The sequence below is a fragment of the Rhodococcus oryzae genome (genome assembly GCF_005049235.1).
Taxonomy (GTDB): Bacteria; Actinomycetota; Actinomycetes; order Mycobacteriales; family Mycobacteriaceae; genus Rhodococcus_G; species Rhodococcus_G oryzae.
In genome coordinates this window covers 124622-147407 of record NZ_SUMD01000008.1, presented here as the reverse complement: position 1 = coordinate 147407, position 22786 = coordinate 124622, and the positions used below count along the sequence as shown (strand labels likewise).

Below are 22786 nucleotides of genomic sequence, written 5' to 3'. Positions count from 1 at the left end.
GCAGGTCGAGGAAGAGATGACAGGCCACGAGCCCGGTCCGCTGCTCGAGATCCGGGACCTCAGCGTCGACTTCCACTCCGGCGGTCGCGCGGTACCCGCGGTGCGCGGGGTGAGCCTGACCGCCTACCCGGGGCAGACCGTGGCGATCGTGGGGGAGTCGGGCTCGGGCAAGTCGACCGTTGCCCACGCCATCATCGACCTGCTGCCCGGCACCGGGGCGGTCACCGCGGGGCAGATCCGCTTCGACGGGCGGGACCTGGTCGGGGCATCGAAGGCGGACATGGTGGCGGTCCGGGGTCGCGGCATCGGACTGGTTCCGCAGGACCCGATGTCGAACCTGAATCCCGTGTGGAAGATAGGCTTTCAGATCGCGGAAACCCTGGCGGCCAACGGGATCGCGAAGGGGAAGGCGGCCAGGGCCCGAGCCGTCGAGCTGCTCGCCGAGGCGGGCCTCCCGGATGCGGGCCACCGGGTCGATCAGTATCCGCACGAGTTCTCGGGCGGTATGTGCCAGCGTGCGCTCATCGCCATCGGGCTGTCCTGCCGGCCGAAGCTGCTGATCGCGGACGAGCCGACCTCCGCCCTGGACGTGACGGTGCAGCGGCAGATCCTCGACCATCTCGCCGGGCTCACCGGCGAACTCGGCACGGCCGTGCTGCTGATCACGCACGACCTGGGCCTGGCGGCGGAACGGGCCGAGCACCTGGTGGTGATGCATCAGGGGCGGGTCGTCGAATCCGGACCGGCCCGCGAGATCCTCGGCGATCCGCGGCACGCGTACACCCGGAAACTGGTGTCCGCCGCGCCGTCCCTTGCCTCGCAGCAGCTCGAGTCCGTCCGAGCCCGCGCGCGGATCCGGGCGCGCGCAGTGGAGGTGGCCGAACACGCCGCGGCGGTGGACGGCGGGTCCAGGGCGGCGGGCGGCGATGTCGTGGTGGCCTCGGACCTGGTCAAAGAATTCAGGACCCGGGGCGGTGCGCCGTGGCGGCACACCGAGTTCACGGCGGTCGACTCCGTGTCCTTCCGCCTCGAGCGCGGCACCACGACGGCGATCGTCGGTGAGTCCGGATCGGGTAAATCGACTGTGGCGCATATGGTTCTGGGCCTGATGAAGCCGACCTCGGGGACCGTCACCTTCGAGGGACGCGACCTGGCGGAGTTCGATGCGAAGTCCACATTCGCATTCCGGCGCCAGGTGCAGCCGATCTTCCAGAATCCGTACGGATCGCTGGACCCGATGTACTCGATCTATCGGACCGTCGAGGAGCCGCTGCGCACCCACCGGGTGGGGGACAGGGGCGAGCGGGAGCTGATCGTGCGCGACCTGCTGGACAAGGTGTCGCTGCCGAGCTCGGTGCTGCGGCGGTACCCCAATGAACTGTCCGGTGGCCAGCGGCAACGGGTGGCGATCGCGCGGGCGCTGGCACTGAGGCCCGAGGTGCTCGTCTGCGATGAGGCGGTCTCGGCGCTGGATGTGCTCGTGCAGGCGCAGATCCTGAACCTGCTGGGCGATCTGCAAGCCCAGCTCGGCCTGTCATATCTGTTCATCTCACACGATCTGGCGGTGGTGCGGCAGATCGCCGACGACGTGGTGGTGATGAGCCGGGGCCGGGTGGTCGAGGCCGCCACGACGGTGGAGGTGTTCGACAACCCGCAGCACGAATACACCCGGAAGCTGCTCGAGGCGATCCCCGGCCGCGATCTCGTGCGGGGGTCCTGAGACCGAACAGTCTGGCTCATCTGACGTGCACGGTGGTTCAGTGGAGGGGTGGACCAGCATCTGAGCGTGCTCACCCTCGGCGTCGTCGACCCGGCTCGATCGCACGCGTTCTACGTCGGCGGACTGGGGTGGACGCCGACGCTGTACGTCGAGGGCGAGGTGCTGTTCCTGCAGATCGGGTCCGGCATGCTGCTCTCGCTGTGGTCGGTCGACGAGATGGTGCGCGAGGCCGGGCCGACGGCGCCCGTCGCGGGCGAGCAGGGCCGGGCCCCCATCACCCTCGGACACAACGTCGGCAGCCCTGGGGAGGTGGACGAGGTTCTCGCGACCGCGGCGCGAGCAGGCGGAACGGTCCTGGTGCCGGGTGCCCGGCGGGCCTGGGGCGGGTACAGCGGGTACTTCACCGATCCGGACGGCTACCGCTGGGAGATCGCGCACAACCCGGGTCTGGTGGTGCACGAGGACGGTCGCGTCACCATCGGGGAGGCCGACCCCGGGGATCGCTAGCGGTGCCGCCTGGCCCTCCTCGCGCGGGCCCGACAGCCGCGCCGGGTAGCGTTGAGCAGCGTGAACGACCCCCTGCAGCCCTTGGTGGACCTGCCCGGCGTGCGTGAGGCCGCCGACCGGGCACGCGATGCGCTCGGCGAGGTGCACCGGCACAAGACCAATCGCCGCGGTTGGCCCACGACCGCGGCCGAGGCGGCGATCCGTGCCGCGCGGGCGTCCGCATCCATCGACGGGGGCAGCACCGAACTGCCCGCCGAGGGCGAGGAGGGCGACCCGATCCTGGCGGGCGCGCTGCGGGTGGCCCAGGCCATCGACGGCGACGCGCTCACCATCATGGTGCCGACCTGGCAGCGGGCGCCGCTCCAGGCGCTGGCCCGGCTGCACCTGCTCGCGGCGGCCGACCTGGTCACCGACGAGTCCACGCTGGGCCGACCGCGGACGGACCCCGGGGTCGCCGAGCGACTCGACGGTCTCGCGCAGTTGGTCACCGGCGGAACGAAGGCGCCCGCTCCGGTCCTGGCGGCCGTGGTGCACGGGGAGTTGTTGTCGCTGTCCCCGTTCGGCGCCGCCGACGGGGTCGTCGCGCGGGCCGCGTCCCGACTGGTGGCTGCGTCGACCGGGCTGGATCCCCACAATCTGGGTGTGCCCGAGGTGAGTTGGCTGCGGCGGCAGCAGGCGTACCGCGACGGTGTCACGGGCTTCGCGTCGGGAACCGCCGAGGGTGTCGGCAGCTGGGTGATCCTGTGCTGCGGCGCGATGGAGGCCGGGGCGAGGGAGGCCATGTCGATCGCGGATGCGGCGGCCGCGGGCTGATCCGTCCGGGGCGGACTTCGTCTGGGAGGCAACGGCACTGGGATCGCGCGTCAACGGCCCCGAACGCAATGCGAGCGGCGCTGCCGACTCTCGTCGACTTCGCCGCCCGCTAGCACGGATCGCCGGGTTACCAAGCGTGCTTTGGTGGGTTGTGTGTCCGGCCTCGGCGTAGGCTCGAGCATCGTCAGTTCGCCTCTGCAACTCGTGCAAGGTCCTCGCTGCCGAATGTCCGAGTCACGCAGGCCCACAACGCTGCTGCCCTTATAGTGGCTTGCGGCTCCGCGTGGGTGCCTGGTGTCCGTGCTGGGACTTCGCGGCCGGGAGACCGATCCTTCTCTTCCGGGTCGACCTTGGCCTGCCGTTCATCCGTAACTCCTTTGTACCCTGTGACCGCACTCGCTTCAAGGGGTTCGCACACCTGGATTGATCCCAGTCTTCGGGCCAGGTCAGCGCCGACGGCGCAGCATTCCGTACGTCAGCGCGCCTGCCGCCAACGCGCCGAAGCCGACCGCTGCGGTCGTCGCGACGGTGGATCTCGACGGCGGCTGAAGGCGGGCCCGCAGGGACACCGGATTTGAGAAAGTCAGTATGGGCCAACCGTTTCCGGCGGCCTCCTTCCGAAGGGCGCGGTCCGGGTTGACGGCGGTGGGGTGGCCGACCGCGGCGAGCATCGGTAGGTCGGTCACCGAATCCGAGTAGGCGAAACTCCGATCGAGATCGTAGTTCTCCCGTCGCGCCAGTTCGCGGATCGCGTCGACCTTGCCCTCGCCGTAGCAGTAGAAGTCGACCTCGCCGGTGAAGCGCCCGTCCTTGACCTCCATCCGGGTCGCGGCGGCGTGGTCGGCCCCGAGGGCGTCCGCGATCGGAGACACCACCTCCTCGCCCGATGCCGACACCACGATGACATCGTGGCCGCGGAGCTTGTGGTCGGCGATCAGATCGGCCGCCTCGGCGAACACGAGCGGGTCGACGATGTCGTGCAGCGTCTCGGCGACCACCGCACGCACCTGCTCCACGTCCCAGCCCGCGCACATATTGGTCAGGTGGGTGCGCATTCGCTCCATCTGGTCGTGGTCGGCGCCCGCGAGCAGGAAGAGGAACTGGGCGTAACTGCTCTTGAGGACGGAGCGCCGATTGATCAGGCCCTGGTCGAAGAAGGGCTTGCTGAACGCGAGCGTGCTCGACTTGGCGATGATCGTCTTGTCCAGGTCGAAGAACGCCGCGACCCGGCCGTTCCCGGGCTGTCTGTTCGCCTCTGCGGTCACGGAATCCAGGATAGAGCCCCCAGGTGAATCGTGGATCGGAGCGCGATTCTCAGTGTTCACCTTCGGATCTCCGACAGGAAATTCGAATTTGCAAACTCGGATCGCGGCGGGTGTAGTATCAAAATCACCTGGACTTGATCTGGGTGTGTTCAGCCCGACCCCCCGGGGCTGAACTCTGAAGACCCCCGCCTCCTCCCCCCCTGGCGGGGGTCTTCCTCCATTTTCTGGCCGTTCGGGCCTCGTCCTCTCCCGCGTTGACAGCGCTGTTTCGCAAGGTCCTCGACGCCGGAGTGGTTCGCGGGTACCGGAATCCATCCCCAGGCCCGATTCTGTCCACATCCGGCGAGATCTCCGGACTGCGGTCCCGTCCGGTCGCGCAGGCTCGTCGGCATGGAACCCCCACACGCATCGGGTGCCCCGCATCCGCCGAATGTCCGGCCGATCCTCGCGGTGCTCGCGGAGGACGGCCTGTGCATGAGCGTGCGCCGTGCTGCGGCCGCGGCCGACCGCGCCCTGGACGAGCGGGTGCTCCCCGTTCCCCGGCAGGTGTGGGACGGCGCGGCGTCGATCGCGCTGGATCCGGCCGCCGCCCGAGCCTGTGCCGCCGACGCGTTGCCGCGCAGGTCGGCCGTCCATGTGGTGTGCTCGGGCCCGCCCGGCCTCCTCGAGTGGCAGGCCGCCGCCGCAGTGGGGGCGGAGTCGGTCCTCGTCCTGCCCGCCGATGAACCCGCCCTGGTCGAATCGCTGGCGCAGCGGCGCGACCGCACGGTGGCGGGTGGCTCGGTGGTCGCCGTGGTCGGTGGCTGCGGCGGCGCCGGGGCGTCCACCCTGGCCGCGGCGATCGCGCTGACCGGCCCCGCCCGGCGGGCCGGGAGTCGCGCGTTGCTGGTGGATGCCGATCCGCAGGGCGGCGGCCTCGACCTGCTGCTCGGTCTCGAGGACCGCCCGGGGCTGCGCTGGCCGGCGGTGGTCGTCGAGGGCGGGCGGGTGTCGGCGACCGCACTGCACGACGCCCTGCCCGGCGCGGGCGCCGGGGTGGCCGTGCTGTCCTGCGGGCGCGGCGACGTCGGACGGCCGACCGCGGCGGCGATGCGGGCGATGGTCGAATCGGGCTGCGGTGCCGGCGATCTCGTGGTGTGCGACGTCGGGCGGGGGCCCGGCGACCTGGCAGCCGCGGTGTTCGACCTGGCCGATCTGGTGGCGGTCGTCGTGCCCGCCCAGGTGCGGTCGGCGGCTGCCGCCGAATCCGTGGTGGCCGCGGCACGCACCAGGAATCCGAACGTGGGCGTGGTGGTGCGCGGTCCGGCACCCGGTGGGCTGCGCGGCGCGGACGTCGGCGAGCTCCTCGGGCTCCCGGTGCTCGCGGTGATGCGGCCACAGCCACGGCTGTCGGCTGACCTCGAGCGCGGCGGCCTGCGGCTGCGCAGGCGATCGCCGTTGGCCGCGGGTGCGCGGGCGGTCCTCGAGGTGCTCGGGACGGGTGGCGGGGGGCGGGCCGCGTGAGCGCCCTGGTCTCGCCCGAACTCCTGGACCGGGTCAGGGAGCGATTGTCACGGACGTCGGCGCAGCCCAGCCCGGCGATGGTGGCCGCCGCGATCCGGGCGGAGGCCTCCGGGGTGCTCGGGGACACGGACCTGCTCGACGCGCTGCAGGTACTGGAGACCGAACTCACCGGTGCCGGAGCGCTGGAACCGCTTCTCGCGCAGCCGGATGTCTCCGATGTCCTGGTCACCGCGCCGGACCAGGTCTGGGTGGACCGGGGCTCCGGCCTCGAGCGCGCACCGGTACGGTTCGCCGACGAGGCCGCGGTGCGGCGGCTGGCGCAGCGCCTCGCGCTGGCGGCGGGCAGGCGACTCGACGACGCCCAGCCCTGGGTGGACGGCCGCCTCCCGGCGGTGGCGGGGGCCGGGTTCGGGGTTCGGTTGCACGCGGTGCTCGCCCCGCTCGCATACGGCGGGACCTGCGTGTCGCTGCGGGTGCTGCGCCCGGCGACGCAGGGTCTCGACGCGCTCTGCTCTGGCGGCACGGTGCCCGCCGAGGCCCGTGAACTGCTCGTGCGGATCGTCGCCGCCCGGCTGGCGTTCCTGGTCGTCGGCGGGACGGGCGCGGGTAAGACCACCCTGCTCGCCGCGCTGCTGGCGCAGGTCGACCGCCGTGAGCGGATCGTCTGCGTGGAGGACGCGGCCGAGCTGGCGCCGACTCATCCGCACGTGGTGCGGCTGGTCGCCCGCGCCCCGAACGTGGAGGGGGTCGGCGAGGTGACGGTCCGGCAACTGGTGCGGCAGGCGCTCCGGATGCGGCCGGATCGCATCGTGGTCGGGGAGGTGCGCGGCGGCGAGGTGGTGGACCTGCTCACCGCGTTGAACACCGGTCACGACGGCGGGGCCGGCACCGTGCACGCGAACTCGCCGGAGGAGGTGCCCGCCCGGTTGGAGGCATTGGCGGCGCTCGGCGGCCTGGACCGCGCCGCGCTGCACAGCCAGCTCGCGGCGGCGGTACAGGTGGTGCTGCACGTACACCGCGCGGCGGACGGCAGGCGCATGCTCGCTCAGATCGGCGTGCTGGATCGGGACGAGCGCGGGCAGGTCGGCGTGTTGCCGGCATGGACCCCGACCGCCGAGAGCTGTCCGGGAGCGCACCGCCTCGCGGACCTGCTCGAGCGACGCGGTGTCGGGGTGGGGTCGTGGTGATCGCGGCGCTGACGGTCGCCGCGCTCACGCTGGTCGTCGCGCCCACCACCAGGACGATGACGAGGCTGAGCCCACCGCCTCGCGGTGCCGGGCTGCGGGGACATGCCCGGTTGTGGGCGGCCGTGGTGTTCGGATCGATTGCCGCCGTGATGATCTACGCGCCGACGGTGGGGTGTGCGGGTGCCGCGCTCGCGCTGACGACCGCATATCGACGCGCACGGCGTCGCCGCGAGGGCACGCGGAACGCGGAACTGCGCGGGCTGCTCGGCTGCCTGGAGGCCGCGACGGGGGAGCTGCGGGTGGGCGCCCATCCGGCGAACGCCTGCACCACGGCGGCGAGGGAATCGAGTGGTGCGGCGGCTGATGCGTTCCGGGCTGCCGCGGCCCGCGCCCGGCTCGGGGGCAGCGCCGCCGACGGATTGCAGGGCGCAGGGAGCGCGATCGACATCGAGTTGGGGCGGGTATCGGCGGCATGGCGGGTTGCCGACCGGTACGGCGTCGCGCTGGCTGACCTGCTCGATGCGGTCCGCGCGGACCTGTTGGGGCGCATCAGGTTCCGGGACCGGGTGGAGGCGGGGCTGTCGGGGGCCAGGGCCACGGCAGCGGTGCTCGCCTGCCTGCCGTTGCTGGGGATCGCGCTGGGCCAGTTGATGGGTGCGAGCCCGCTGCGGGTACTGCTGTCCGGCGGCCTCGGGGGAACGCTGCTGGTGCTCGGCACGTTGTTCGTCTGCGCCGGCCTGCTCTGGACGGACCGCATCACCGGGCGGGTGACCCGATGAGCGCCGCGGTGGCGGTGCTGTTCGCGGCCGCCGTGCTCGCCGCTCCCGGTGCCGGTTCGGCGGCGACGCGGCTGCGTGGACCGGTGGCGGCCCCCGCCGGCCGGGTCGAGAGTGCGCGGCACCGCGAGGCCGCCGATCCCATGGCGATCGCAGCCGGATTCGACCTCTTGGCCGCGTGCCTGCAGTCGGGGATGCCTGTCGCCGCGGCGGCGGAGGCGGTCGCGGTGTCCGCTCCGGAGCCGCTGGGCAGCGCGCTCGACTCGGCCGCGAACCTGCTGGCCCTCGGCGCGGAGCCCGAGATCGCCTGGGAGCATGCGGCGGCGCACTCGGAGACGGAGGGGCTCGCGCGGATGGCTCGCCGGTCCTCGCGGTCCGGCGCGGCGTTCGCGGGTGCGGTGGCCGAGTTGGCGGCGCAGCGCAGGCTCGCGCTCGAGGACCGGGCGGTGGCCGCGGCGGAGCGGGCGGGTGTGCTGATCAGCGGTCCGCTCGGGCTGTGCTTCCTCCCAGCCTTCCTCTGCCTCGGAATCGTCCCGGTGGTGGTCGGTCTGGCCACCCGGGTGCTGAGCGGGGGTGTGCTGTGAGTTCGCACATCCGAAGGGCCGAGAGAACCCGTTGCGGAGATACCGCGACGGTGATCGAGAGGGGGGAACATCATGGTGACCAAGGGGATTGGTGTGCTGCGTACCCGATTGCTGCTCGCCGTGGCTGCCGAGGAAGGCATGTCGACCGCGGAGTACGCGATCGGCACCATTGCCGCGGCGGCATTCGGGGCGGTGCTGTATTCGGTGGTGACGGGCGACTCCATCGTGACGGCGCTGACCGGGATCATCGACAAGGCGCTGAACACCGCGGTCTGAACGATGTCGGTGCGGTGACGGTGGAGGCCGCGATCGCGATCGCCTCGATCACGGTGGTCGTGGTGCTGTGCCTGGGTTCCTTTCTCGCGGTGTCCGCGCATGTTCGCTGCGTGGACGCCGCGCGGGAGGCGGCCCGGCTCGTCGCGCGCGGCGACCGGGCGGAGGCGATCCCCGCGGCGCAGCGGGTGGCTCCGCGGGGTGCGCATATCACGGTGCGGGAGGTCGACGGGTTCGCCACGGCGGCGGTCGAGGTCGCGGTGCCGCTGCTGCCGGCACTCGACGTCTCCGCGGAAGCGGTTGCTGCCGTGGAGGACCCGGGCTCTGCGGGATCGCCCTCGGATTCGTTGCCGAGGGGAGGCGGCGGCGGGTGAGGGACGAGCGTGGAGCGGCGACCGTCCTCGCCTGCTGGGCGATGCTGGCGCTGATCGCGGTGGCGGCCCTGGTGATCCACCTCGGCTCGGCGGTGTCGGCACGGCACCGGGCGCAGTCGGCCGCGGACCTGGCGGCCCTCGCGGCCGCGGCCGCCCTCGAGCGCGGCACGGAGGCGGCCTGCGCCGCGGCGACCACGATCGCCGGGCGGATGCGGGGGACGGTCCGCGACTGCCGGATCGAGGACTGGGACGTGGTGGTGACCGTCGGGGTCCGGCTGCCGCTCCCGGCCGTCGGGGGTGGCGATGCCGTCGCCGCGGCCAGGGCGGGCCCGGTCCCGTAGCGGCGCATCCCGGTGCTCCGGCGTCGAACGCCCTTACCCGATCGCAAACTTGAGCCTCACCTCACAGCAACCAATCGGTTGGTTGGGTTGACGCGCGATTCGGGTGGACCTAATTTTCTGTCCACGGTCATGAGTATCAGCGTCAAGCCCCGGCTCGCTGATCGGCAACCCTCCAGTGCGGCGGGGTGCTCCGGGTGACGACCGGATGGCGGTCATCCGACGCCATAAGCGCTCAATTCAGTCCTCGAAGGGGATACCCATGTCCGCAGTTCAGCTCGCCCCGGCGGCCCTCTCGTCGCAGCTCCCGGCCGCCGAAGTCATCCCCGAGATCCCGCTGACGGATCTGGTCGTCGTCGCCGATCGATTCCGTGGCTTCGCCGATGGCACCCGCGTCCACACCGTGTCGGGTCTCGTCGCCGCGCTGCGCGGCGGCGCGTTCCGGAACGTGCGCACCGACCTGACCATCAGGCTCGGGCAGGGGATCAAGCGGCACGACAAGGAATACGTCGAGCACGTCGCGTCGATCCATGCCCCGGCCGCGGAGGTTCGCCTGCTCGGCGACATCGCCGCCCCGGCGCCGCGCCATCACGTCCACAAGTACCAGGAGACCAACGTCCTCATCGCCAATCTGGCGCGCGACGAGGACGGGAGCTTCACCTCCGACCTCCGGATCGACGGCGACAACGAGCTGCTCATCGATCATCAGACCGGCGAGCACGTCCAGGGGTTGGTGATCGTCGAGGCGGCACGGCAGCTGTTCCTCGGGGCCTTTGAGCTCGAGTACGGCAACCGCTCGCCCGAACAGCACTACTACGTCGTGTGGAACTCGATCGACCTGTCGTTCAAGACCTTCCTGTTCCCGTTGCCCGCATCGCTGCGCGCGCGGTTCGGAGCCGCCTCGATCCAGGATCCGGCCAAGCTGCAGTTCACGATCGACATCGAGGTGACCCAGTTCGGCCGCAGCGTCGCGACCGCGACGATCTCGTTTGCCGCGCTGGAGAACTCGACGATCAGCCAGATCGAGCGACGCAAGGCCGCGAAGGCCATCGAGGCCTTCCTCGGGGCCACCGCGTGACGCACACCGGCCCCCGGCCCGTGCAGGTCGCCTTCTTCGACGTCGACGAGACGCTGATCACCGTCAAGAGCATGTTCGCGTTCCTCGAGCACTGGCTGCGCGAGCGGGGCGACGACGGCAGCGAGTACTCGAGGCTGCTCGGCGCACTGCGGCGGGCGTCGGATGAGGGCGCCCCGCGGGAGGAGGTCAACCGGAGCTACTACCGCACATTTCGGGGGGTGCCTCTCGTCGAGCTGGAGGAATCGGGTCGCCGGTGGTACCGGGAGTTCGAGTCCACCGCCGCCCCGTACTACGCGGACACCGTCGCCGCACTGCGCGACCATCGCGACGCCGGTGCCGCGATCGTGCTGCTGTCGGGCTCGTTCGCGCCCGCGCTTGGGCCGATAGGGGAGGCGGTCGGTGCCGACCGGATCGTGGCGAGCCGCCCGGTCACCGACGACCAGGGGGTGCTGACCGGTGAGGTCGAGCGGCCGATGATCGGGCAGGCGAAGGCGGAGGCGGTCACCTCGGTACTGGACGAACTCGGGGTCGATACCGGGAACAGCTACGGGTATGGCGACCACGACAGCGACCTCGCCTTCCTCGAGGCGGTCGGGCACCCGGGGCTCCGGGGCAGCGATCCGGTGCTCCGGGCGCACGCGGCCCGGGGTCGGTGGCGGGTGCTCGGCAGCGCCACCACGAGCCTGGCCGGAGCCCTCCCGCTGCTCGCCGCCACCAGCACCGGCCAGCGAGGTCTTCGATGACAGAACAGGTTTCAGCCGAATCCAGGCTCTACGAGCTCACCCCCACCACGCAGGGCCCGCTCTATCCGCCCAGCGAGGCGGTCGACCGCGACGGCAATTTCGTCGTGGTCGGGTGGATCACCCGGGACGCGGGCGACGGTTCCGTCAGGCGGGAGTGGGGGAGCGCGATCGTCGATGCGGGCACCCCGGTTCCCGAGTTCGGGGGCGTGGAGCCGTACACGATCGTGCGCGAACTCGGGGCGGAGCTGTCGGCGGAGGACGGGGCGACGGTGCTGCACACCTTGCCGCTCCCGTTGCCCGCCAACAACTATCCGATCGTGTTCGCGCCCGATCAGGTGCCCGAGGCCGCGCAGGTCCGGCGGCCCAGTTACGCGTTCCACGAGACGCCGATCCCGGACCTCCGGTACGAGGACGGTAGGCGTCTGACCCAACCGGTCACCCTCGGGGACTGGCTGCGGGCGCGGGGCACCGTGCGGGTGGGGGTCAGCGCGGACGGCAGGGACGGCGAGTTCTCCTTCGAGTTCTCGGGTCTGATCCCGGAGTCGCTGTACACCGTGATGTCGCTGCGCCAGCGGGACCTGGACCCGGCCGCGCCGACGCGCCCCGGGCCGCTGGGGGTGCCGAACGTGTTCGTCACCGACCAGGACGGTCATGCGACCTATCGGGCCTCGCTGCCGAACGCGTTTCCGGCCCCGGACAGCCCGGGGGCCAATCGCATCGTCAGCGTCGTGGTGCTCTGGCAGAGCTACCAGCAGAACTACGGCGGCGCTATCGGTCAGTTCGGTCTCGGCGGCGACATCCACGCGCAGTTGAAGATCCCGGTTCCCGGCTTCGAGGAGTTCACGACCAGGGCCTGAACTCCTCGGGTGCATGCCAGAGCCCCTGTCCCGCAAGGGGACAGGGGCTCTGGCATGCTGTGATTCCTTTCAGTCGAGCCTCGCCGCCACGTAGGCGAGGGCGGCGCCCGTGAGGGCCACCGCGGCCATCGCGCCCGCAACGGCCCAGTAGCCGAACCCGGCGAGCAGATTGGCCACCTGCGGTCCGGCGCTTGCGCCGAGGAACAGGGTGAAGGTGTACAGCGAGGTGGCCGCGCCGCGCGCTGCGCCTGCCCGCTCCGCGATGGCCTGCACCAGCGCGGGCGCCGCGACCGCGATCGCCGCCACGAAGAACAGCAGGCACAGCGCGACCCATGCGTTCCCGAACGGCGCCGCCGTGGCCGCGGCGGTGATCGCCGCCGCGAGCAGCGCCGACACGACCCGGGTCGTCGGAGCCACCCGTGCGAGCCGGCCCGCCAGCAGCGGCACCGCGATCATCGCGGGCAGGGCGCTGGCCCGGAGCGCCAGCATTCCGCCGCCGTCGATGCCGTCCGGCGGGCTGAGCTGGATCCCGGTGTACAGGCCGACGAACACGCCGAGAACGCTGACGCAGCTGACGAACAGCAAGGCCAGCACCGGGTTTCGCAGCAGGGCGACGAAGGGGCCGAACGAGGCGCGCGGGCCGCGCGGCTCGTTCGCGGGCGGCAAGGGGGCCGGTGCCCGCGGCGCGAGCACGAGCCACGCCGCCACGCCGAACAGCACGAATCCCAGGCTGCTCAGCAGGAAGATCGCGCTCGGGCCCCAGGCGGCCGCGACCGCCTGCGAGGCCACCTGCGCGAGCACGCCCGCCGCGAGGAAAGAGCTGGTCAGGCAGGTGAGCGCGAGCACCCGGCGCCGCGGGTCGATGTTCTCGGCGAGATAGGCGAACGCGGCGGGGGCGAACAGCGACGCGGTCGCGCCCTGCGCGATCCGGGCCGCGAGGCCGAGCTCGAGACTCGGGGCGAGTGCCACGAGCAGGGTCGTCACCGAGGTCACCAGCAGCCCGCCGACGATCACCGGGCCCCTGCCCCAACGGTCGGAGAGCGGACCCGTGACGAGAAACCCCAGCGCGTACGCCAGCCCGAAGCAGGTCGTCGTCCACGTCACGGCCGAGCGCGTCGCCCCCCACTCCTGCGACAGGTCGTCGAGGAGTGGGAGGACGACGTACAGCTGCCCGACGACGAGGGTGCCCGCGAGACAGATCAGGCCGATCGTTCGTCCCGTGGGTGCCCAGCGCGGCTCCGCCGCCGCGACGGCGGGCGCCGCCGCGAGATCAGAAGTCGGCTGCGAGCTCACGTGCCCGCTCCTGGGCGACGGCCAGTCCCACCGAGGGGTCGGGCGTCAGGACCGTCGGGGCGTACCGGATCTCGGCGACCGAGTCGATGCCGACGAAACGCAGCCAGTCCTCGACGAACGGGGTCGCGAAATCGGCTCCGAACTCCAGGGGGACGCCGGGGCTGTGGACACCGCTGGTGTAGACGGTGACGGCGCGCTTGCCCGTGAGCAGCCCGGAGTACCCCTGCGCGGGGTCGAACTCGAACGCCCAACCCGGCTGGGTGACGAGATCGATCCACTGCTTGAGGATGTACGGGATCCCGGAGTTCCAGATCGGGATGCTCAGGACGTAGAGGTCCGCCGCCGCGAAGCGGTCGAAGACCTCTCGGGCCTGGTCCCAGGCCCGACGCTGTTCGAGCGTCTGCTCCTGGCCGGTGAAGACGGCGAGCTTCGCGCCAGCGGCGGCGGTGCCGAAATCGGGCAGCCGCTCCTCGAACAGGTCGAGCGTGTCGACGGTGAGTGTCGGGTCCTGGGCGGTCAGGGCGTCCAGGAACGTCGTGGCGATGGTGCGCGAGTCGCTCGATTTGCCGCGCGCGGAGGCATTGATATGCAGGGCGTTGGTCATCGAAAGGTCCTTCCATTGTGGGCAGGACCTACTTCTACCAACCAGTTGGTTGGAGCACAAGGGTTCCGGGATCCCGGAAATATTGCGGATAGGATTCGCGCATGAATGAGCATGCCGAGGGATCATCGACGCGACGAAAACTCCTGGACGCGGCGCGTTCTGAGTTCGCGGAGAACGGCATAGCCGGCGGTCGGGTCAACCGGATCGCCGAGCGCGCAGGGGTCAACAAGGAGCGCATCTACGGGTACTTCGGGAGTAAGGAGAAGCTGTTCGATGCGGTGATCATGGAGGCGCTCACCGAGCTCGGGCAGGCGCATCCGCTCACGCAGGAGACCGACCTCGACGAGTACATCGGCGCGGTGTTCGACTTCCATCGCGCGCGCCCGGACCTGCTGCGGCTGTTGATGTGGGAGTCGCTGCACTACCGGAAGGAGGACCTGCCGAGCGAGGAGGCGCGCGGCCAGGTGTACCTGGACAAGGTGCAGAGCCTCGCGCAGTTGCTCGGCCGCGAGGCCGACGCGCGCACCGCGATCTCCCTCTTCACGCTGATCGGGATCGCGGCCTGGCCGTCCACCGTGCCGCAGCTGCTGACGATGGTGACGGGCGGGACCGAGCCCTCGGTGGACGAGGCCACGCTCCGGGCGTCGATCATCGAGCTCGGCAAGCGTGCCATCGGCGCCTAGAGCAGGCTCTTGCCGCCGTCGACGCCGAGCGTGACGCCGGTGATGTACGTGTTCGCCATCAGGAAGAGCGCGGCGTGCGCGGCCTCGTCGGCCTTGCCGACCCGCCCGAGTGGGATGGAACGTCCCGCGGCCGACACCGAGTCGTCGTCGACCGGGCCTGCCGCGCTGCGGGCGAGCGCGCCGCGCAGCATCGGGGTGTCGATCCGCCCCGGCCGGATGGCGTTGACGCGATTTCTCGGCGCCAGCTCGAGCGCGAGGCCCCTGACGAATGTCTCGAGCGCTGCCAGTCCGGCGGCCACGACGCTCGTGTCGGCTGCGGGCCGGACCGCGAACCCGCCGGAGGTGAAGACGAGCGAACCCCCGGGCGCCAGGGCAGGCGCCGCGCGCTGCGCGACGGCGTAGGCGGTCGCGAGGCGGTCGGTGTAGGCCGGTGCCAGGGCCGACCACGGGGTGGTCCGGGTGGGACCGGTCGCGGCGAATCCCGCTGTCAGCAGTACGTGATCGACCGTGCCTGCCCGGGTGAAGATCGACTCGAGCCCGGCCGGATCGCGGACGTCCGCGGCGATCGGGAGCAATCGGGCGGTGTCCGGTCCGCCGATCGCGGCGAACGACCGTGCCAAGTTCGCCTCGCCCCGGGCGACGCCCACGACGGAGGCCCCGGCTCGGTAGGCCATCGCGGCGGCCGCGAGACCTATCCCGCTGCTCGCGCCGATGACGAGTATTCGGCCGTCGGGCACGAAGGGGTTGACAGGTGCCCATCTGGATTCGCTCACGTCGCGAACACTACTGAATTGGGTTCGGGCCCATTGTTTTCATGGTGATCCGAATTATCGGGAACTGTTTCGATAACGTAAATGTGCAGCGCTGGGCGGGTTCGGGAAGGCGGGCGCGGGGAGAGGTGGTTGGCGAGCCCAACCGAACGGTTGACACGTGGTGAGGGCCCGGATACCTTCTCTCCCAACGGTCATGAGTATCAGCTGATAGCCCCGGCTAGCTGATCGGCAACCCTCGCGGAGCGGTGGGGTGCCCCGGGTGAGGACCGGGCTGTATCCATGCGGATACGGCAAGCGCCCCTACTGTCGCGAAAGCTGAACACGTTGATTGTCACCACGGAGTGTAGAAGCCGATCAGTGTGAGAACTGATCGGTAATTCGAGTCGAGCGCTCGTGTTGCGTTGCGCAGACCAGTCGAGAATCTCAAGAGGCGGATATCGACGTCGATTCCCGCCTTTTCGAATGACGGGCCGAAATCGGCGATCGGTGTATTTCGCGATGCCGTCGTCCCCTCAGTTCGCCGTCCTATTCCCATTCGCCGCCACGACAACGAGGTCGTGCGCGGTGGCTTCCTGTCTGTCGCGGCGTGCTCGCGTGGACGAAATACCCGGAGGAATTCGCAGAATGAATACCCACCCAGCCGTCCCCGGACGCACCCGCAGGTTAGTGGCGGGAATGGTCGCCTCGGTGTCACTGCTCGGCTTGACCGCCGCGTGCAGCGACTCGGAGGCGGCCACGGCCGGCACCGTCTACTTCGGTGTGTCGGGACCCAAGACGGGTCCGTCGGCAGAGTACGGGCGACTGTGGCAGCAGGGCTTCGACCTGGCGCTGGAGGAGATCAATCAGAACGGTGGTATCGATGGGCGCAAGGTCGAGCTCAAATGGGAGGACTCGCAGTCCGATCCGAAGCAGACCGTGCCGATCGCGACGAAGTTCGTCGACGACCAGTCCGTGATCGCCGAGCTCGGCGACTTCTCCTCGCCCGCGTCGATCGCCGCTTCCCCGGTGTACAACCGGGGCAAGCTGGTGCAGTACGGATTCACCAACTCCGCGGTCGAGTTCACCAACGGGGGTGAGTACTCGTGGAGCCCGTCGATCACCCTCGACGTTTTCCAGGAGCGCAACGCCGAGTGGGTTTCCCGCAAGGCGAAGAAGGTCTCCGTGGTCTATCTCGAAACCGACTGGGGTAAGCAGGCATTCAAGTACTTCTCGCAGTTCGCGGCAGAGAAGGGCATCGAGATCGTCTACTCGTCGCCGATCCTCCCGGACTCGACGGACGTCAAGCCGATCCTGATCAAGGGCCGTGAGGCGGCGCCGGAGGCTTTCGTGCATCTCGGCTACGGCCCCGACGGCGCCCTGGTGGTCAAGCAGCTCCGGGATGTCGGGTTCGACAAGCAGTTCTTCGGGGGCCAGAACACGCCACAGTTCATCAAGCTGGCGGGCCCGGCGGCGGAGGGCGACATCGTGAACGGGATCTTCAGCCCGGCGGATGCAGATCCCCGTATCCAGGACTTCGTCGGCAAGTTCCGGGCGAAGTTCGGGGTCGACCCGGGTGACTTCAATGTCTACGCCTATGACGCGCTGAAGGTCCTCGTCGACGCCGCGAACCACGGCGGTGCGACGAGGGAGGGTGTCCTCAAGGGCCTGAAGGAATCCGAGTTCAGCGGAATCGGGCTGGGCGAGTTCGCCTTCGATCAGCAGTCCCGCCGTCCCGATGGCGTGGCGCCCCGCGAGCTCGTGCTCCAGAACGGGAAGTTCGTACCCACCACATGATCGACACCCTCCTTGCCGGACTCATCCACGGCAACGCCTATGCGCTGATCGCCGTCGGGATCACCCTGATCTTCGGGGTCACCAACGTGATCAACTTCGCCCACGGCGCGGTGTTCGCCTTCGGGTCGATCTTCGCGTGGTGGCTGATCGCCGAACTGGGGCTGTCCCTGTGGACCACCATCGTGGTGGTGGTCGGTGTCTCGGGCCTACTCGGGTTCGTCGTCAACGTCGTCGCGGTGCGCCCGCTGAGCCGGGGTCCGGCGGTGGCGGCGCTGCTGGCCACCGTCGCAGCGGGCATGATCATCGAGAACCTCGTCCAGATGGTCTTCGGCCCCGAGACACGACCGTTCCCGCAGGTGCTGCCGACCAACAACTGGCAGATCGGTGGCGTGCGGTTCGGGACCTCGGACCTCGTGATGTTCGCCATCACGATCGTGGTCATGGCCGGCCTCGCCGGCTTCCTCAAGTACGGCAGGTACGGGCTGGCGATCCGGGCGACGGCGCAGGACCCCGATGCGGCGTTGCAGATGGGCATCCCGGTACCCCGTGTGCAGAACCTGGCGTTCATCATCGCGTCGGGCCTCGGCGGGCTGGCGGGAATCTTTGTCGGGCTGTACAACTCGAACATCTCGCCGACCAGCGGCACGATCGCCGGGATGAGCGGATTCGTCGCGGCCACGATCGGTGGACTGGGATCGATCCCCGGCGCGGTGCTCGGAGGCTTCGTGCTCGGCATCATCGAGGCCGTGGGGATCTACCAGTTCGGGGACGGATACCGGGACCTGATCACCTTCGGCGTGCTGATCGCGGTGCTCGTCTTGAGGCCGGGGGGACTGCTGGCGAAGGCGCCGTCGATCTCGAGCGAACCGTTGACCGGCACCTTCCTCGGTTCGGGTCGACAGATCCGGGTGCAGTGGTGGCAGGCGGCCGCCGCCTTCGCCGTGGTCGGGATCGGGGTGCCCCTGGTCTCGGGCAGCTACGGACTGGTGGTCGGGACCCAGATCATCGCCTATGCCATCATCGCGGTCTCGATGACGCTGGTGGCGGGCTCGGCAGGCCAGCTCACCATCGGCCAGGCCGGCCCGATCGCGATCGGGGCGTACACCTCGGCCATCCTCACGATCAGCTACGACTGGCCGTTCCTGGCGGCGGTGGCCACTGCCGCGCTGACCGCGGCGATCGTGTCCTCCGTGCTGGCGGCTCCGGTCTGGAGGCTCAACGGTCACTACGTGGCGATCGCGACGCTCGGGATCGGTGTCGTCACGGTCGCGATCATCCGCAACTGGGAATCGGTGACCCGGGGCAGTTACGGACTGTTCGGGATCCCGCCGCCGCGGATCTTCGGGTACGAGTTCTCCACCGCCGCCGACCTTTTCCGCCTCGATCTGGTGTTCCTGGCGCTGACCGTGCTGGTGGTGGCCGCGATCCAGCGATCGCACCTCGGCACGGTGCTCAGGTCGGTCGGGTCCGATGAGGTGGCGGCGAGGTCGTCGGGCGTGCGGGTGCGCGACTACAAGGCGCTGGCCTTCGCGATCAGCGCGATCTTCTCCGGCATCGGGGGAGCGCTCCTCGGGCACCAGTACTCGTACATCGATCCGACGGTGTTCAACCTGGGGCTCTCGCTCCTGGTGGTCACCATCATCGTTCTCGGTGGGACCGGGTCCCCCTACGGCGCGATCCTCGGCTCGGTGGTCCTGATCGGCGTCCCTGAGCTGTTCCGGCTGGCGCCCGAGGTCCGCATTCTGCTCTACGGGGTGATCCTGCTGTTGATCATCCGATTCAGGCCACAGGGAATCTGGACGAGGAGGGACCGTGTCAGCGCAGCAGTCTGAGCAGATCCTGTCGGTGGCGGGGCTGCGCCGCGCCTTCGGCGGCGTGCGCGCCGTCGACGGGATCGACTTCGAGGTCAACAGGGGCGAGTTCGTCTCCATCATCGGGCCCAACGGGTCGGGAAAGAGCACCACGATCAACCTGGTGTCTGGCGTTCTCCGTCCTGATGGTGGTCGGATCCTGCTGCGCGGCAATGCGGTACGGCCCGGCTCCCCGGAGGAGGCGGCCGAGGCGGGTATCGCGAGGACCTTTCAGAACGGCCGGGTCTTCGGAAACCTCACGGTGGCCGAGAACGTGGAGGTGGGGCTGCACAGCACCCTCCGGGCCGCGCGACCACTGCGCTCTCTGGCCCGGTATCCCGTGATCCGTTGGGTGCCGATCCTCGCGGAGTCGGCGCTCGCGCTGGTGCCGACCCGGAAGGTGCGGGCCGAACGGGAACTCCTGCGCGCCCAGGTGGACTCCGGGCTGGCGAGATTCGGCGAACGGCTGGCTCCCCGTGCGGGCGACCCGGCGTACACGCTGTCCTACGCGAACCGGCGACGCACCGAGATCGCAAGGGCCCTCGCCCTCGACCCGGTCCTGCTGCTGCTCGACGAACCCGCGGCGGGCATGAATCAGAGCGAAACCGCCGAGGTCGGCCGTCAACTGGCCGAACTCAAGGCGAATGGGCAGACCATCGTCCTGGTCGAGCACAAGCTCGAACTCGTCAACCAGCTCTCCGATCGGGTGATCGTGATGGACGAGGGTTCGATCATCGCGGTCGGGACCCCGGAAGAGGTGCAGGCCGATGAGCGGGTGATCGAGGCCTATCTCGGTCGTCGTCGGCTGCGGCCCGCCACGGTCGGCGCGGAAGGACAGGTGGACTCCGATGGCGGTCGATGAGCGCGCGGCCCCGATCCTCGAACTCGACGGGGTGAGTGTGTATTACGGGCGCTCGCGAGCACTGAACGAGGTGTCCATCCGGGTCCGGCCCGGCGAGATCGTGTCCCTGCTCGGGGGGAACGCCTCCGGCAAGTCGACGACCATGAAGACCGCCCTCGGGCTGCTGACCCCCACGACCGGGCGGGTGCTGATCGACGGGGAGGACGCCACCGCGGTGGCCCCTGCAGGCCGCATCAAGGCCGGGTTGGCCTCGGTTCCCGAAGCGCGGCGGGTGTTTCCGGAGATGACGGTCGAGGAGAACCTGTACGTCGGCGGCTATGTGCACCGCGAGCGGCGCTCGGTGCTGGCCGAGCGGGCAGCCGAGCTGTTCGATCACTTCCCGCGACTGGCGGAGCGGCGCAGGCAGCAGGCGGGGACGCTGTCCGGTGGCGAGCAGCAGATGCTGGCGTTCGCCCGTGCACTGATGAGCCGGCCTCGGCTGATCTGCATGGACGAACCGACGATGGGGCTGTCCCCGCTGTTCGTGGACCGGGTGCTGGACGAGATCGTCCGGCTCAACGAGCGGTTCGGGCTCGCGATCCTGATCGTCGAGCAGCAGGCCGAGCTCGCGCTGTCCATCGCGCACACCGGCAATGTCCTGGTGAGCGGCGAGATCGTGCTGCACGGCGAGGCCACCGATCTGTTGGGCAATCCCGCGGTACGAGAAGCATATTTGGGAAAGGTGGCATGACGTGACCGGGAGCAAGCGGCTCGGATGGTTCACCCGGCTGGTCGGTGACGAGAGCCGGGACGCGGGAGATCTCTACCGCGACGCGCTGGCGCAGTTCGCCCTCGCCGAGGAGTTGGGTTTCGACGTCGGCTGGGTGGCCCAGCATCACGTCGATCCGGCGGAGGGCGGCCTGCCCTCTCCGTTCGTCTTCCTGGCGCACGCGGCGGCCCGGCTGGGCGCGATCCGCCTCGGAACGGCCATCGTGACGCTCGGGCTGGAGGACCCGATCCGGGTGGCGGAGGACGCCGCGGTCCTCGACGCGCTATCCGGCGGCCGGCTCGAGCTGGGTCTCGGCACCGGGGGGTCGGCGAGCGCTTTCGCGTTGTTCGGTCACGCCGACGCCGATCGACGGGCCCTCTACGACAACAAGATCGAGCGTCTGACGGCCGCATTGTCCGGGGCCCCGATAGTCGACGGCAAGGCGCTGTACCCGCGGGCGTCGGGGCTGCTCGAGCGTCGCTGGCAGGCGACCTTCTCGGGGTCGGGCGCCGTGCGGGCGGGCGAATCAGGGGACGGTCTCCTGCTGTCGCGGACCCAGCCGAGGGAGCCCGGTCTCGCGGATGCCCCTCTCGGACAGGTCCAGGGTCCGCTGATCGAGGCGTACCTGGAGGCGCTCCCGGAGGGCACGCGACCGCGGATCGGCGCCTCGCGCAGCGTGTTCGTCGCGGACGACCACGAGGCGGCCTGGGAACTCGCGCGCCGTGGCGCGCTGCGATTCCGGGCATACCTGCAGGGGATCGGCGTCGCCGACGGCAGCGAGAGCGCCGAGGAGATCCTGCGCGATTCCGTGGTCGGCACCCCGGACGAGGTGACCGACCTGCTCGCCGCCGATCCGGCAGTGGAGCAGTCCACCGACCTGATCTTCCAGGTTCATCCGATCGACCCCGACCAGGCGGCCACGCTGCACTCCATCGAACTCATCGCCACGAAGGTGGCCCCGCGCCTCGGCTGGAATGGCGCCTACCGGAAGGAATCACGATCATGACGAGGTCATCGACCCAGTCCCCGCCGAAACCGACGGCGGACGTGCTGGACGGGGTACTCGGTGCCCCGCTGGCAGATGCGGTGTCCCCGCTCAGATCGGCACGGCCCGCGGTCGCGGAGCACACCCAGCGGCTCCACGACGCGTTCTTCGGAGCGCCGTCCCCGCACCGCGAGCGGCTCGCGGCGGTCGCGCTGCGGGTGGCCGTGCTCGCCGCGCAACCCGCACTCGCCGAGCACTATTCGGCGCTGCTGCCCCCGGATCTCGCCGCGGCGGTGACGGCGGGAACCGTCGACGACCCGGGGCTCGCGGCGTTGCTGCGGCACGCCGAGTTGGTCACCGTCGGCCCCTCGGCCGCCAGCAGGGAGGCAATCGAGGGCCTGCGCTCGGCCGGCCTGACGGAGGCCGCGATCGTGACCGTGTCCCAGCTGATCGGCTACGTCAACTACCAGATCCGGCTGGTCGCCGGGTACACCCTGATCGGAGAATCGGCATGAGCGAGGTACGCGAGGTCGAGCAGCATCGCCGCCCAAGCGATTTCACCCAGGACCACCTGGACTGGGTGCCCTGGCTGGAGCCGATCCGGCTCGAGGACGCGACCGAGGAGCAGCGGACGCAGCTGGTGGGCTTCCGCGGCGAGAGCCCGTACTTTCGGCTGCTGGCCCGTGATCCGGAGGTGCTCGGCGAACGGAGCGCGAACGACAAGGAGATCTTCTACGGGCGCGGTGGGCTCTCTCGCATCGAGCGGGAGCTCGCGGCGACGGCCACCTCGCGGCTCAACGGGTGCGTGTACTGCACCTCGGTGCACGCACGCTTCACGTCCGAGTTGTCCAAGCGGCCCGCCGACGTGCAGAAGATCCTGGACGAGGGCGTCACCGCCCGCGTCGACGATCGGTGGGACGCCGTCGTGGACTTCGCGGCGGCGCTGGCCGCGCAGCCGCCGCGCGCCGACGCGGGTCACCTGGCGCGGCTTCGAGCGGTCGGCTTCACCGACGCGGAGATCGGCGACCTGGTCCTGGCCACCGCGTCGTTCTCGTGGGCGAACCGGCTGATGCTCAGCCTCGGCGAACCGGAGGTCCCCGTGTCGGCGGCGTGAGGTCAGCGCCGGCGCGGCGACGGCACCACCGGACGCGTTTTCCCGGGTGAGACCCCCGGCCGGTGGCAGTATCGGCTTGTGAC

General features: G+C 70.4%; 25 protein-coding genes and 2 riboswitches. Of the genes, 21 read left to right on the top strand and 4 right to left on the bottom strand.

Annotated features, from left to right (window positions below):
* The first annotated feature begins 16 nt into the window (after positions 1-16).
* From FCG67_RS17405 to FCG67_RS17395, 3 genes are read left to right on the top strand one after another with little or no spacing between them, the layout of a single operon-like run.
* Complete coding sequence (locus FCG67_RS17405; protein ID WP_136910950.1) at positions 17-1720, top strand: dipeptide ABC transporter ATP-binding protein; 1704 nt, start codon at positions 17-19, stop codon at positions 1718-1720.
* A gap of 48 nt (positions 1721-1768) precedes the next feature.
* On the top strand, positions 1769-2227 hold the full coding sequence (locus tag FCG67_RS17400; RefSeq protein WP_136910949.1) for a VOC family protein: 459 nt from the start codon (positions 1769-1771) through the stop codon (positions 2225-2227).
* A 60-nt stretch (positions 2228-2287) separates the two neighbouring features.
* The gene (locus tag FCG67_RS17395) at positions 2288-3040 is read left to right on the top strand and encodes a Fic family protein (RefSeq protein ID WP_136910948.1); all 753 of its coding nucleotides are present in this window, start codon (positions 2288-2290) and stop codon (positions 3038-3040) included.
* A 446-nt stretch (positions 3041-3486) separates the two neighbouring features.
* Here the strand turns inward: FCG67_RS17395 and FCG67_RS17390 are convergent, their stop codons facing one another.
* Positions 3487-4317 carry an HAD-IB family hydrolase gene (locus tag FCG67_RS17390; protein ID WP_425467855.1) on the bottom strand — a complete coding sequence of 277 codons (831 nt, stop codon included), beginning with the start codon at positions 4315-4317 and terminating at the stop codon, positions 3487-3489.
* A gap of 378 nt (positions 4318-4695) precedes the next feature.
* Between FCG67_RS17390 and ssd the strand changes: the two genes are divergently transcribed.
* From ssd to FCG67_RS17340, 10 genes are all read left to right on the top strand, one after another.
* Entirely contained in the window at positions 4696-5808 is a 1113-nt protein-coding gene (gene ssd, locus FCG67_RS17385) for a septum site-determining protein Ssd (RefSeq protein ID WP_136910946.1), read from the top strand.
* Positions 5805-6995, top strand: a complete 1191-nt coding sequence (locus FCG67_RS17380) for a TadA family conjugal transfer-associated ATPase (RefSeq protein WP_136910945.1) — start codon at positions 5805-5807, stop codon at positions 6993-6995. Before ssd ends, FCG67_RS17380 begins: the two co-directional genes overlap by 4 nt.
* The gene (locus FCG67_RS17375) at positions 6992-7774 is read left to right on the top strand and encodes a type II secretion system F family protein (RefSeq protein WP_246045134.1); all 783 of its coding nucleotides are present in this window, start codon (positions 6992-6994) and stop codon (positions 7772-7774) included. Before FCG67_RS17380 ends, FCG67_RS17375 begins: the two co-directional genes overlap by 4 nt.
* Positions 7771-8355 carry a type II secretion system F family protein gene (locus FCG67_RS17370; protein WP_136910944.1) on the top strand — a complete coding sequence of 195 codons (585 nt, stop codon included), beginning with the start codon at positions 7771-7773 and terminating at the stop codon, positions 8353-8355. The genes FCG67_RS17375 and FCG67_RS17370 overlap by 4 nt, the downstream gene beginning before the upstream one ends.
* A gap of 72 nt (positions 8356-8427) precedes the next feature.
* Positions 8428-8631: a DUF4244 domain-containing protein gene (locus FCG67_RS17365; RefSeq protein WP_136910943.1), complete on the top strand. Its 204-nt coding sequence runs from the start codon at positions 8428-8430 to the stop codon at positions 8629-8631.
* Between the two features lie 14 nt (positions 8632-8645).
* Entirely contained in the window at positions 8646-9002 is a 357-nt protein-coding gene (locus FCG67_RS17360) for a TadE family type IV pilus minor pilin (protein WP_246045122.1), read from the top strand.
* On the top strand, positions 8999-9343 hold the full coding sequence (locus FCG67_RS17355) for an Rv3654c family TadE-like protein (protein WP_136910942.1): 345 nt from the start codon (positions 8999-9001) through the stop codon (positions 9341-9343). Before FCG67_RS17360 ends, FCG67_RS17355 begins: the two co-directional genes overlap by 4 nt.
* 125 nt (positions 9344-9468) lie before the next feature.
* A riboswitch (SAM riboswitch) is annotated at positions 9469-9580 on the top strand.
* 22 nt (positions 9581-9602) lie between these two features.
* On the top strand, positions 9603-10418 hold the full coding sequence (locus FCG67_RS17350; RefSeq protein ID WP_136910941.1) for an AfsA-related hotdog domain-containing protein: 816 nt from the start codon (positions 9603-9605) through the stop codon (positions 10416-10418).
* The gene (locus tag FCG67_RS17345) at positions 10415-11161 is read left to right on the top strand and encodes an HAD family hydrolase (protein ID WP_136910940.1); all 747 of its coding nucleotides are present in this window, start codon (positions 10415-10417) and stop codon (positions 11159-11161) included. Before FCG67_RS17350 ends, FCG67_RS17345 begins: the two co-directional genes overlap by 4 nt.
* On the top strand, positions 11158-12018 hold the full coding sequence (locus FCG67_RS17340; RefSeq protein WP_136910939.1) for a hypothetical protein: 861 nt from the start codon (positions 11158-11160) through the stop codon (positions 12016-12018). Before FCG67_RS17345 ends, FCG67_RS17340 begins: the two co-directional genes overlap by 4 nt.
* A gap of 69 nt (positions 12019-12087) precedes the next feature.
* Here FCG67_RS17340 and FCG67_RS17335 read toward each other — a convergent pair whose 3' ends face one another.
* Positions 12088-13311 (bottom strand): MFS transporter, encoded by a 1224-nt coding sequence (locus FCG67_RS17335; protein WP_211243243.1) that lies wholly within the window; start codon positions 13309-13311, stop codon positions 12088-12090.
* A complete protein-coding gene (locus FCG67_RS17330; RefSeq protein ID WP_136910938.1) occupies positions 13289-13915 on the bottom strand; it encodes an FMN-dependent NADH-azoreductase in 627 nt (208 codons plus the stop codon). Before FCG67_RS17330 ends, FCG67_RS17335 begins: the two co-directional genes overlap by 23 nt.
* A gap of 101 nt (positions 13916-14016) precedes the next feature.
* On the opposite strand from FCG67_RS17330, the gene FCG67_RS17325 reads away from it, so the two are divergent.
* Positions 14017-14598: a TetR/AcrR family transcriptional regulator gene (locus tag FCG67_RS17325; protein WP_136910937.1), complete on the top strand. Its 582-nt coding sequence runs from the start codon at positions 14017-14019 to the stop codon at positions 14596-14598.
* Here the strand turns inward: FCG67_RS17325 and FCG67_RS17320 are convergent.
* Positions 14595-15371 carry an SDR family oxidoreductase gene (locus FCG67_RS17320; RefSeq protein ID WP_136910936.1) on the bottom strand — a complete coding sequence of 259 codons (777 nt, stop codon included), beginning with the start codon at positions 15369-15371 and terminating at the stop codon, positions 14595-14597. The two genes, FCG67_RS17325 and FCG67_RS17320, sit on opposite strands and share 4 nt — an antisense overlap.
* A gap of 189 nt (positions 15372-15560) precedes the next feature.
* A riboswitch (SAM riboswitch) is annotated at positions 15561-15674 on the top strand.
* 321 nt (positions 15675-15995) lie between these two features.
* Here FCG67_RS17320 and FCG67_RS17315 point away from each other — a divergent pair.
* From FCG67_RS17315 to FCG67_RS17285, 7 genes are read left to right on the top strand one after another with little or no spacing between them, the layout of a single operon-like run.
* Positions 15996-17144: an ABC transporter substrate-binding protein gene (locus FCG67_RS17315; protein ID WP_136910935.1), complete on the top strand. Its 1149-nt coding sequence runs from the start codon at positions 15996-15998 to the stop codon at positions 17142-17144.
* The gene (locus tag FCG67_RS17310) at positions 17141-18976 is read left to right on the top strand and encodes an ABC transporter permease (RefSeq protein ID WP_136910934.1); all 1836 of its coding nucleotides are present in this window, start codon (positions 17141-17143) and stop codon (positions 18974-18976) included. The genes FCG67_RS17315 and FCG67_RS17310 overlap by 4 nt, the downstream gene beginning before the upstream one ends.
* Positions 18957-19856: an ABC transporter ATP-binding protein gene (locus FCG67_RS17305; protein WP_136910933.1), complete on the top strand. Its 900-nt coding sequence runs from the start codon at positions 18957-18959 to the stop codon at positions 19854-19856. The genes FCG67_RS17310 and FCG67_RS17305 overlap by 20 nt, the downstream gene beginning before the upstream one ends.
* Positions 19843-20586, top strand: coding sequence for an ABC transporter ATP-binding protein (locus tag FCG67_RS17300; protein ID WP_136910932.1), 744 nt, complete (start codon positions 19843-19845; stop codon positions 20584-20586). The genes FCG67_RS17305 and FCG67_RS17300 overlap by 14 nt, the downstream gene beginning before the upstream one ends.
* Position 20587: 1 nt before the next feature.
* Positions 20588-21610, top strand: a complete 1023-nt coding sequence (locus FCG67_RS17295; protein ID WP_136910931.1) for an LLM class flavin-dependent oxidoreductase — start codon at positions 20588-20590, stop codon at positions 21608-21610.
* On the top strand, positions 21607-22104 hold the full coding sequence (locus FCG67_RS17290) for a CMD domain-containing protein (protein ID WP_136910930.1): 498 nt from the start codon (positions 21607-21609) through the stop codon (positions 22102-22104). The genes FCG67_RS17295 and FCG67_RS17290 overlap by 4 nt, the downstream gene beginning before the upstream one ends.
* Complete coding sequence (locus tag FCG67_RS17285; RefSeq protein WP_136910929.1) at positions 22101-22703, top strand: alkylhydroperoxidase domain protein; 603 nt, start codon at positions 22101-22103, stop codon at positions 22701-22703. Before FCG67_RS17290 ends, FCG67_RS17285 begins: the two co-directional genes overlap by 4 nt.
* Positions 22704-22786 lie beyond the last annotated feature (83 nt).

Coding starts and splice junctions, on each gene's coding strand:
- FCG67_RS17405 (WP_136910950.1), top strand. CDS start 17: ATGACAGGCCACGAGCCCGGTCCGCTGCTCGAGATCCGGGACCTCAGC.
- ssd (WP_136910946.1), top strand. CDS start 4,696: ATGGAACCCCCACACGCATCGGGTGCCCCGCATCCGCCGAATGTCCGG.
- FCG67_RS17370 (WP_136910944.1), top strand. CDS start 7,771: ATGAGCGCCGCGGTGGCGGTGCTGTTCGCGGCCGCCGTGCTCGCCGCT.
- FCG67_RS17365 (WP_136910943.1), top strand. CDS start 8,428: ATGGTGACCAAGGGGATTGGTGTGCTGCGTACCCGATTGCTGCTCGCC.
- FCG67_RS17350 (WP_136910941.1), top strand. CDS start 9,603: ATGTCCGCAGTTCAGCTCGCCCCGGCGGCCCTCTCGTCGCAGCTCCCG.
- FCG67_RS17340 (WP_136910939.1), top strand. CDS start 11,158: ATGACAGAACAGGTTTCAGCCGAATCCAGGCTCTACGAGCTCACCCCC.
- FCG67_RS17330 (WP_136910938.1), bottom strand. CDS start 13,915: ATGACCAACGCCCTGCATATCAATGCCTCCGCGCGCGGCAAATCGAGC.
- FCG67_RS17325 (WP_136910937.1), top strand. CDS start 14,017: ATGAATGAGCATGCCGAGGGATCATCGACGCGACGAAAACTCCTGGAC.
- FCG67_RS17315 (WP_136910935.1), top strand. CDS start 15,996: ATGAATACCCACCCAGCCGTCCCCGGACGCACCCGCAGGTTAGTGGCG.
- FCG67_RS17310 (WP_136910934.1), top strand. CDS start 17,141: ATGATCGACACCCTCCTTGCCGGACTCATCCACGGCAACGCCTATGCG.
- FCG67_RS17300 (WP_136910932.1), top strand. CDS start 19,843: ATGGCGGTCGATGAGCGCGCGGCCCCGATCCTCGAACTCGACGGGGTG.
- FCG67_RS17290 (WP_136910930.1), top strand. CDS start 21,607: ATGACGAGGTCATCGACCCAGTCCCCGCCGAAACCGACGGCGGACGTG.
- FCG67_RS17285 (WP_136910929.1), top strand. CDS start 22,101: ATGAGCGAGGTACGCGAGGTCGAGCAGCATCGCCGCCCAAGCGATTTC.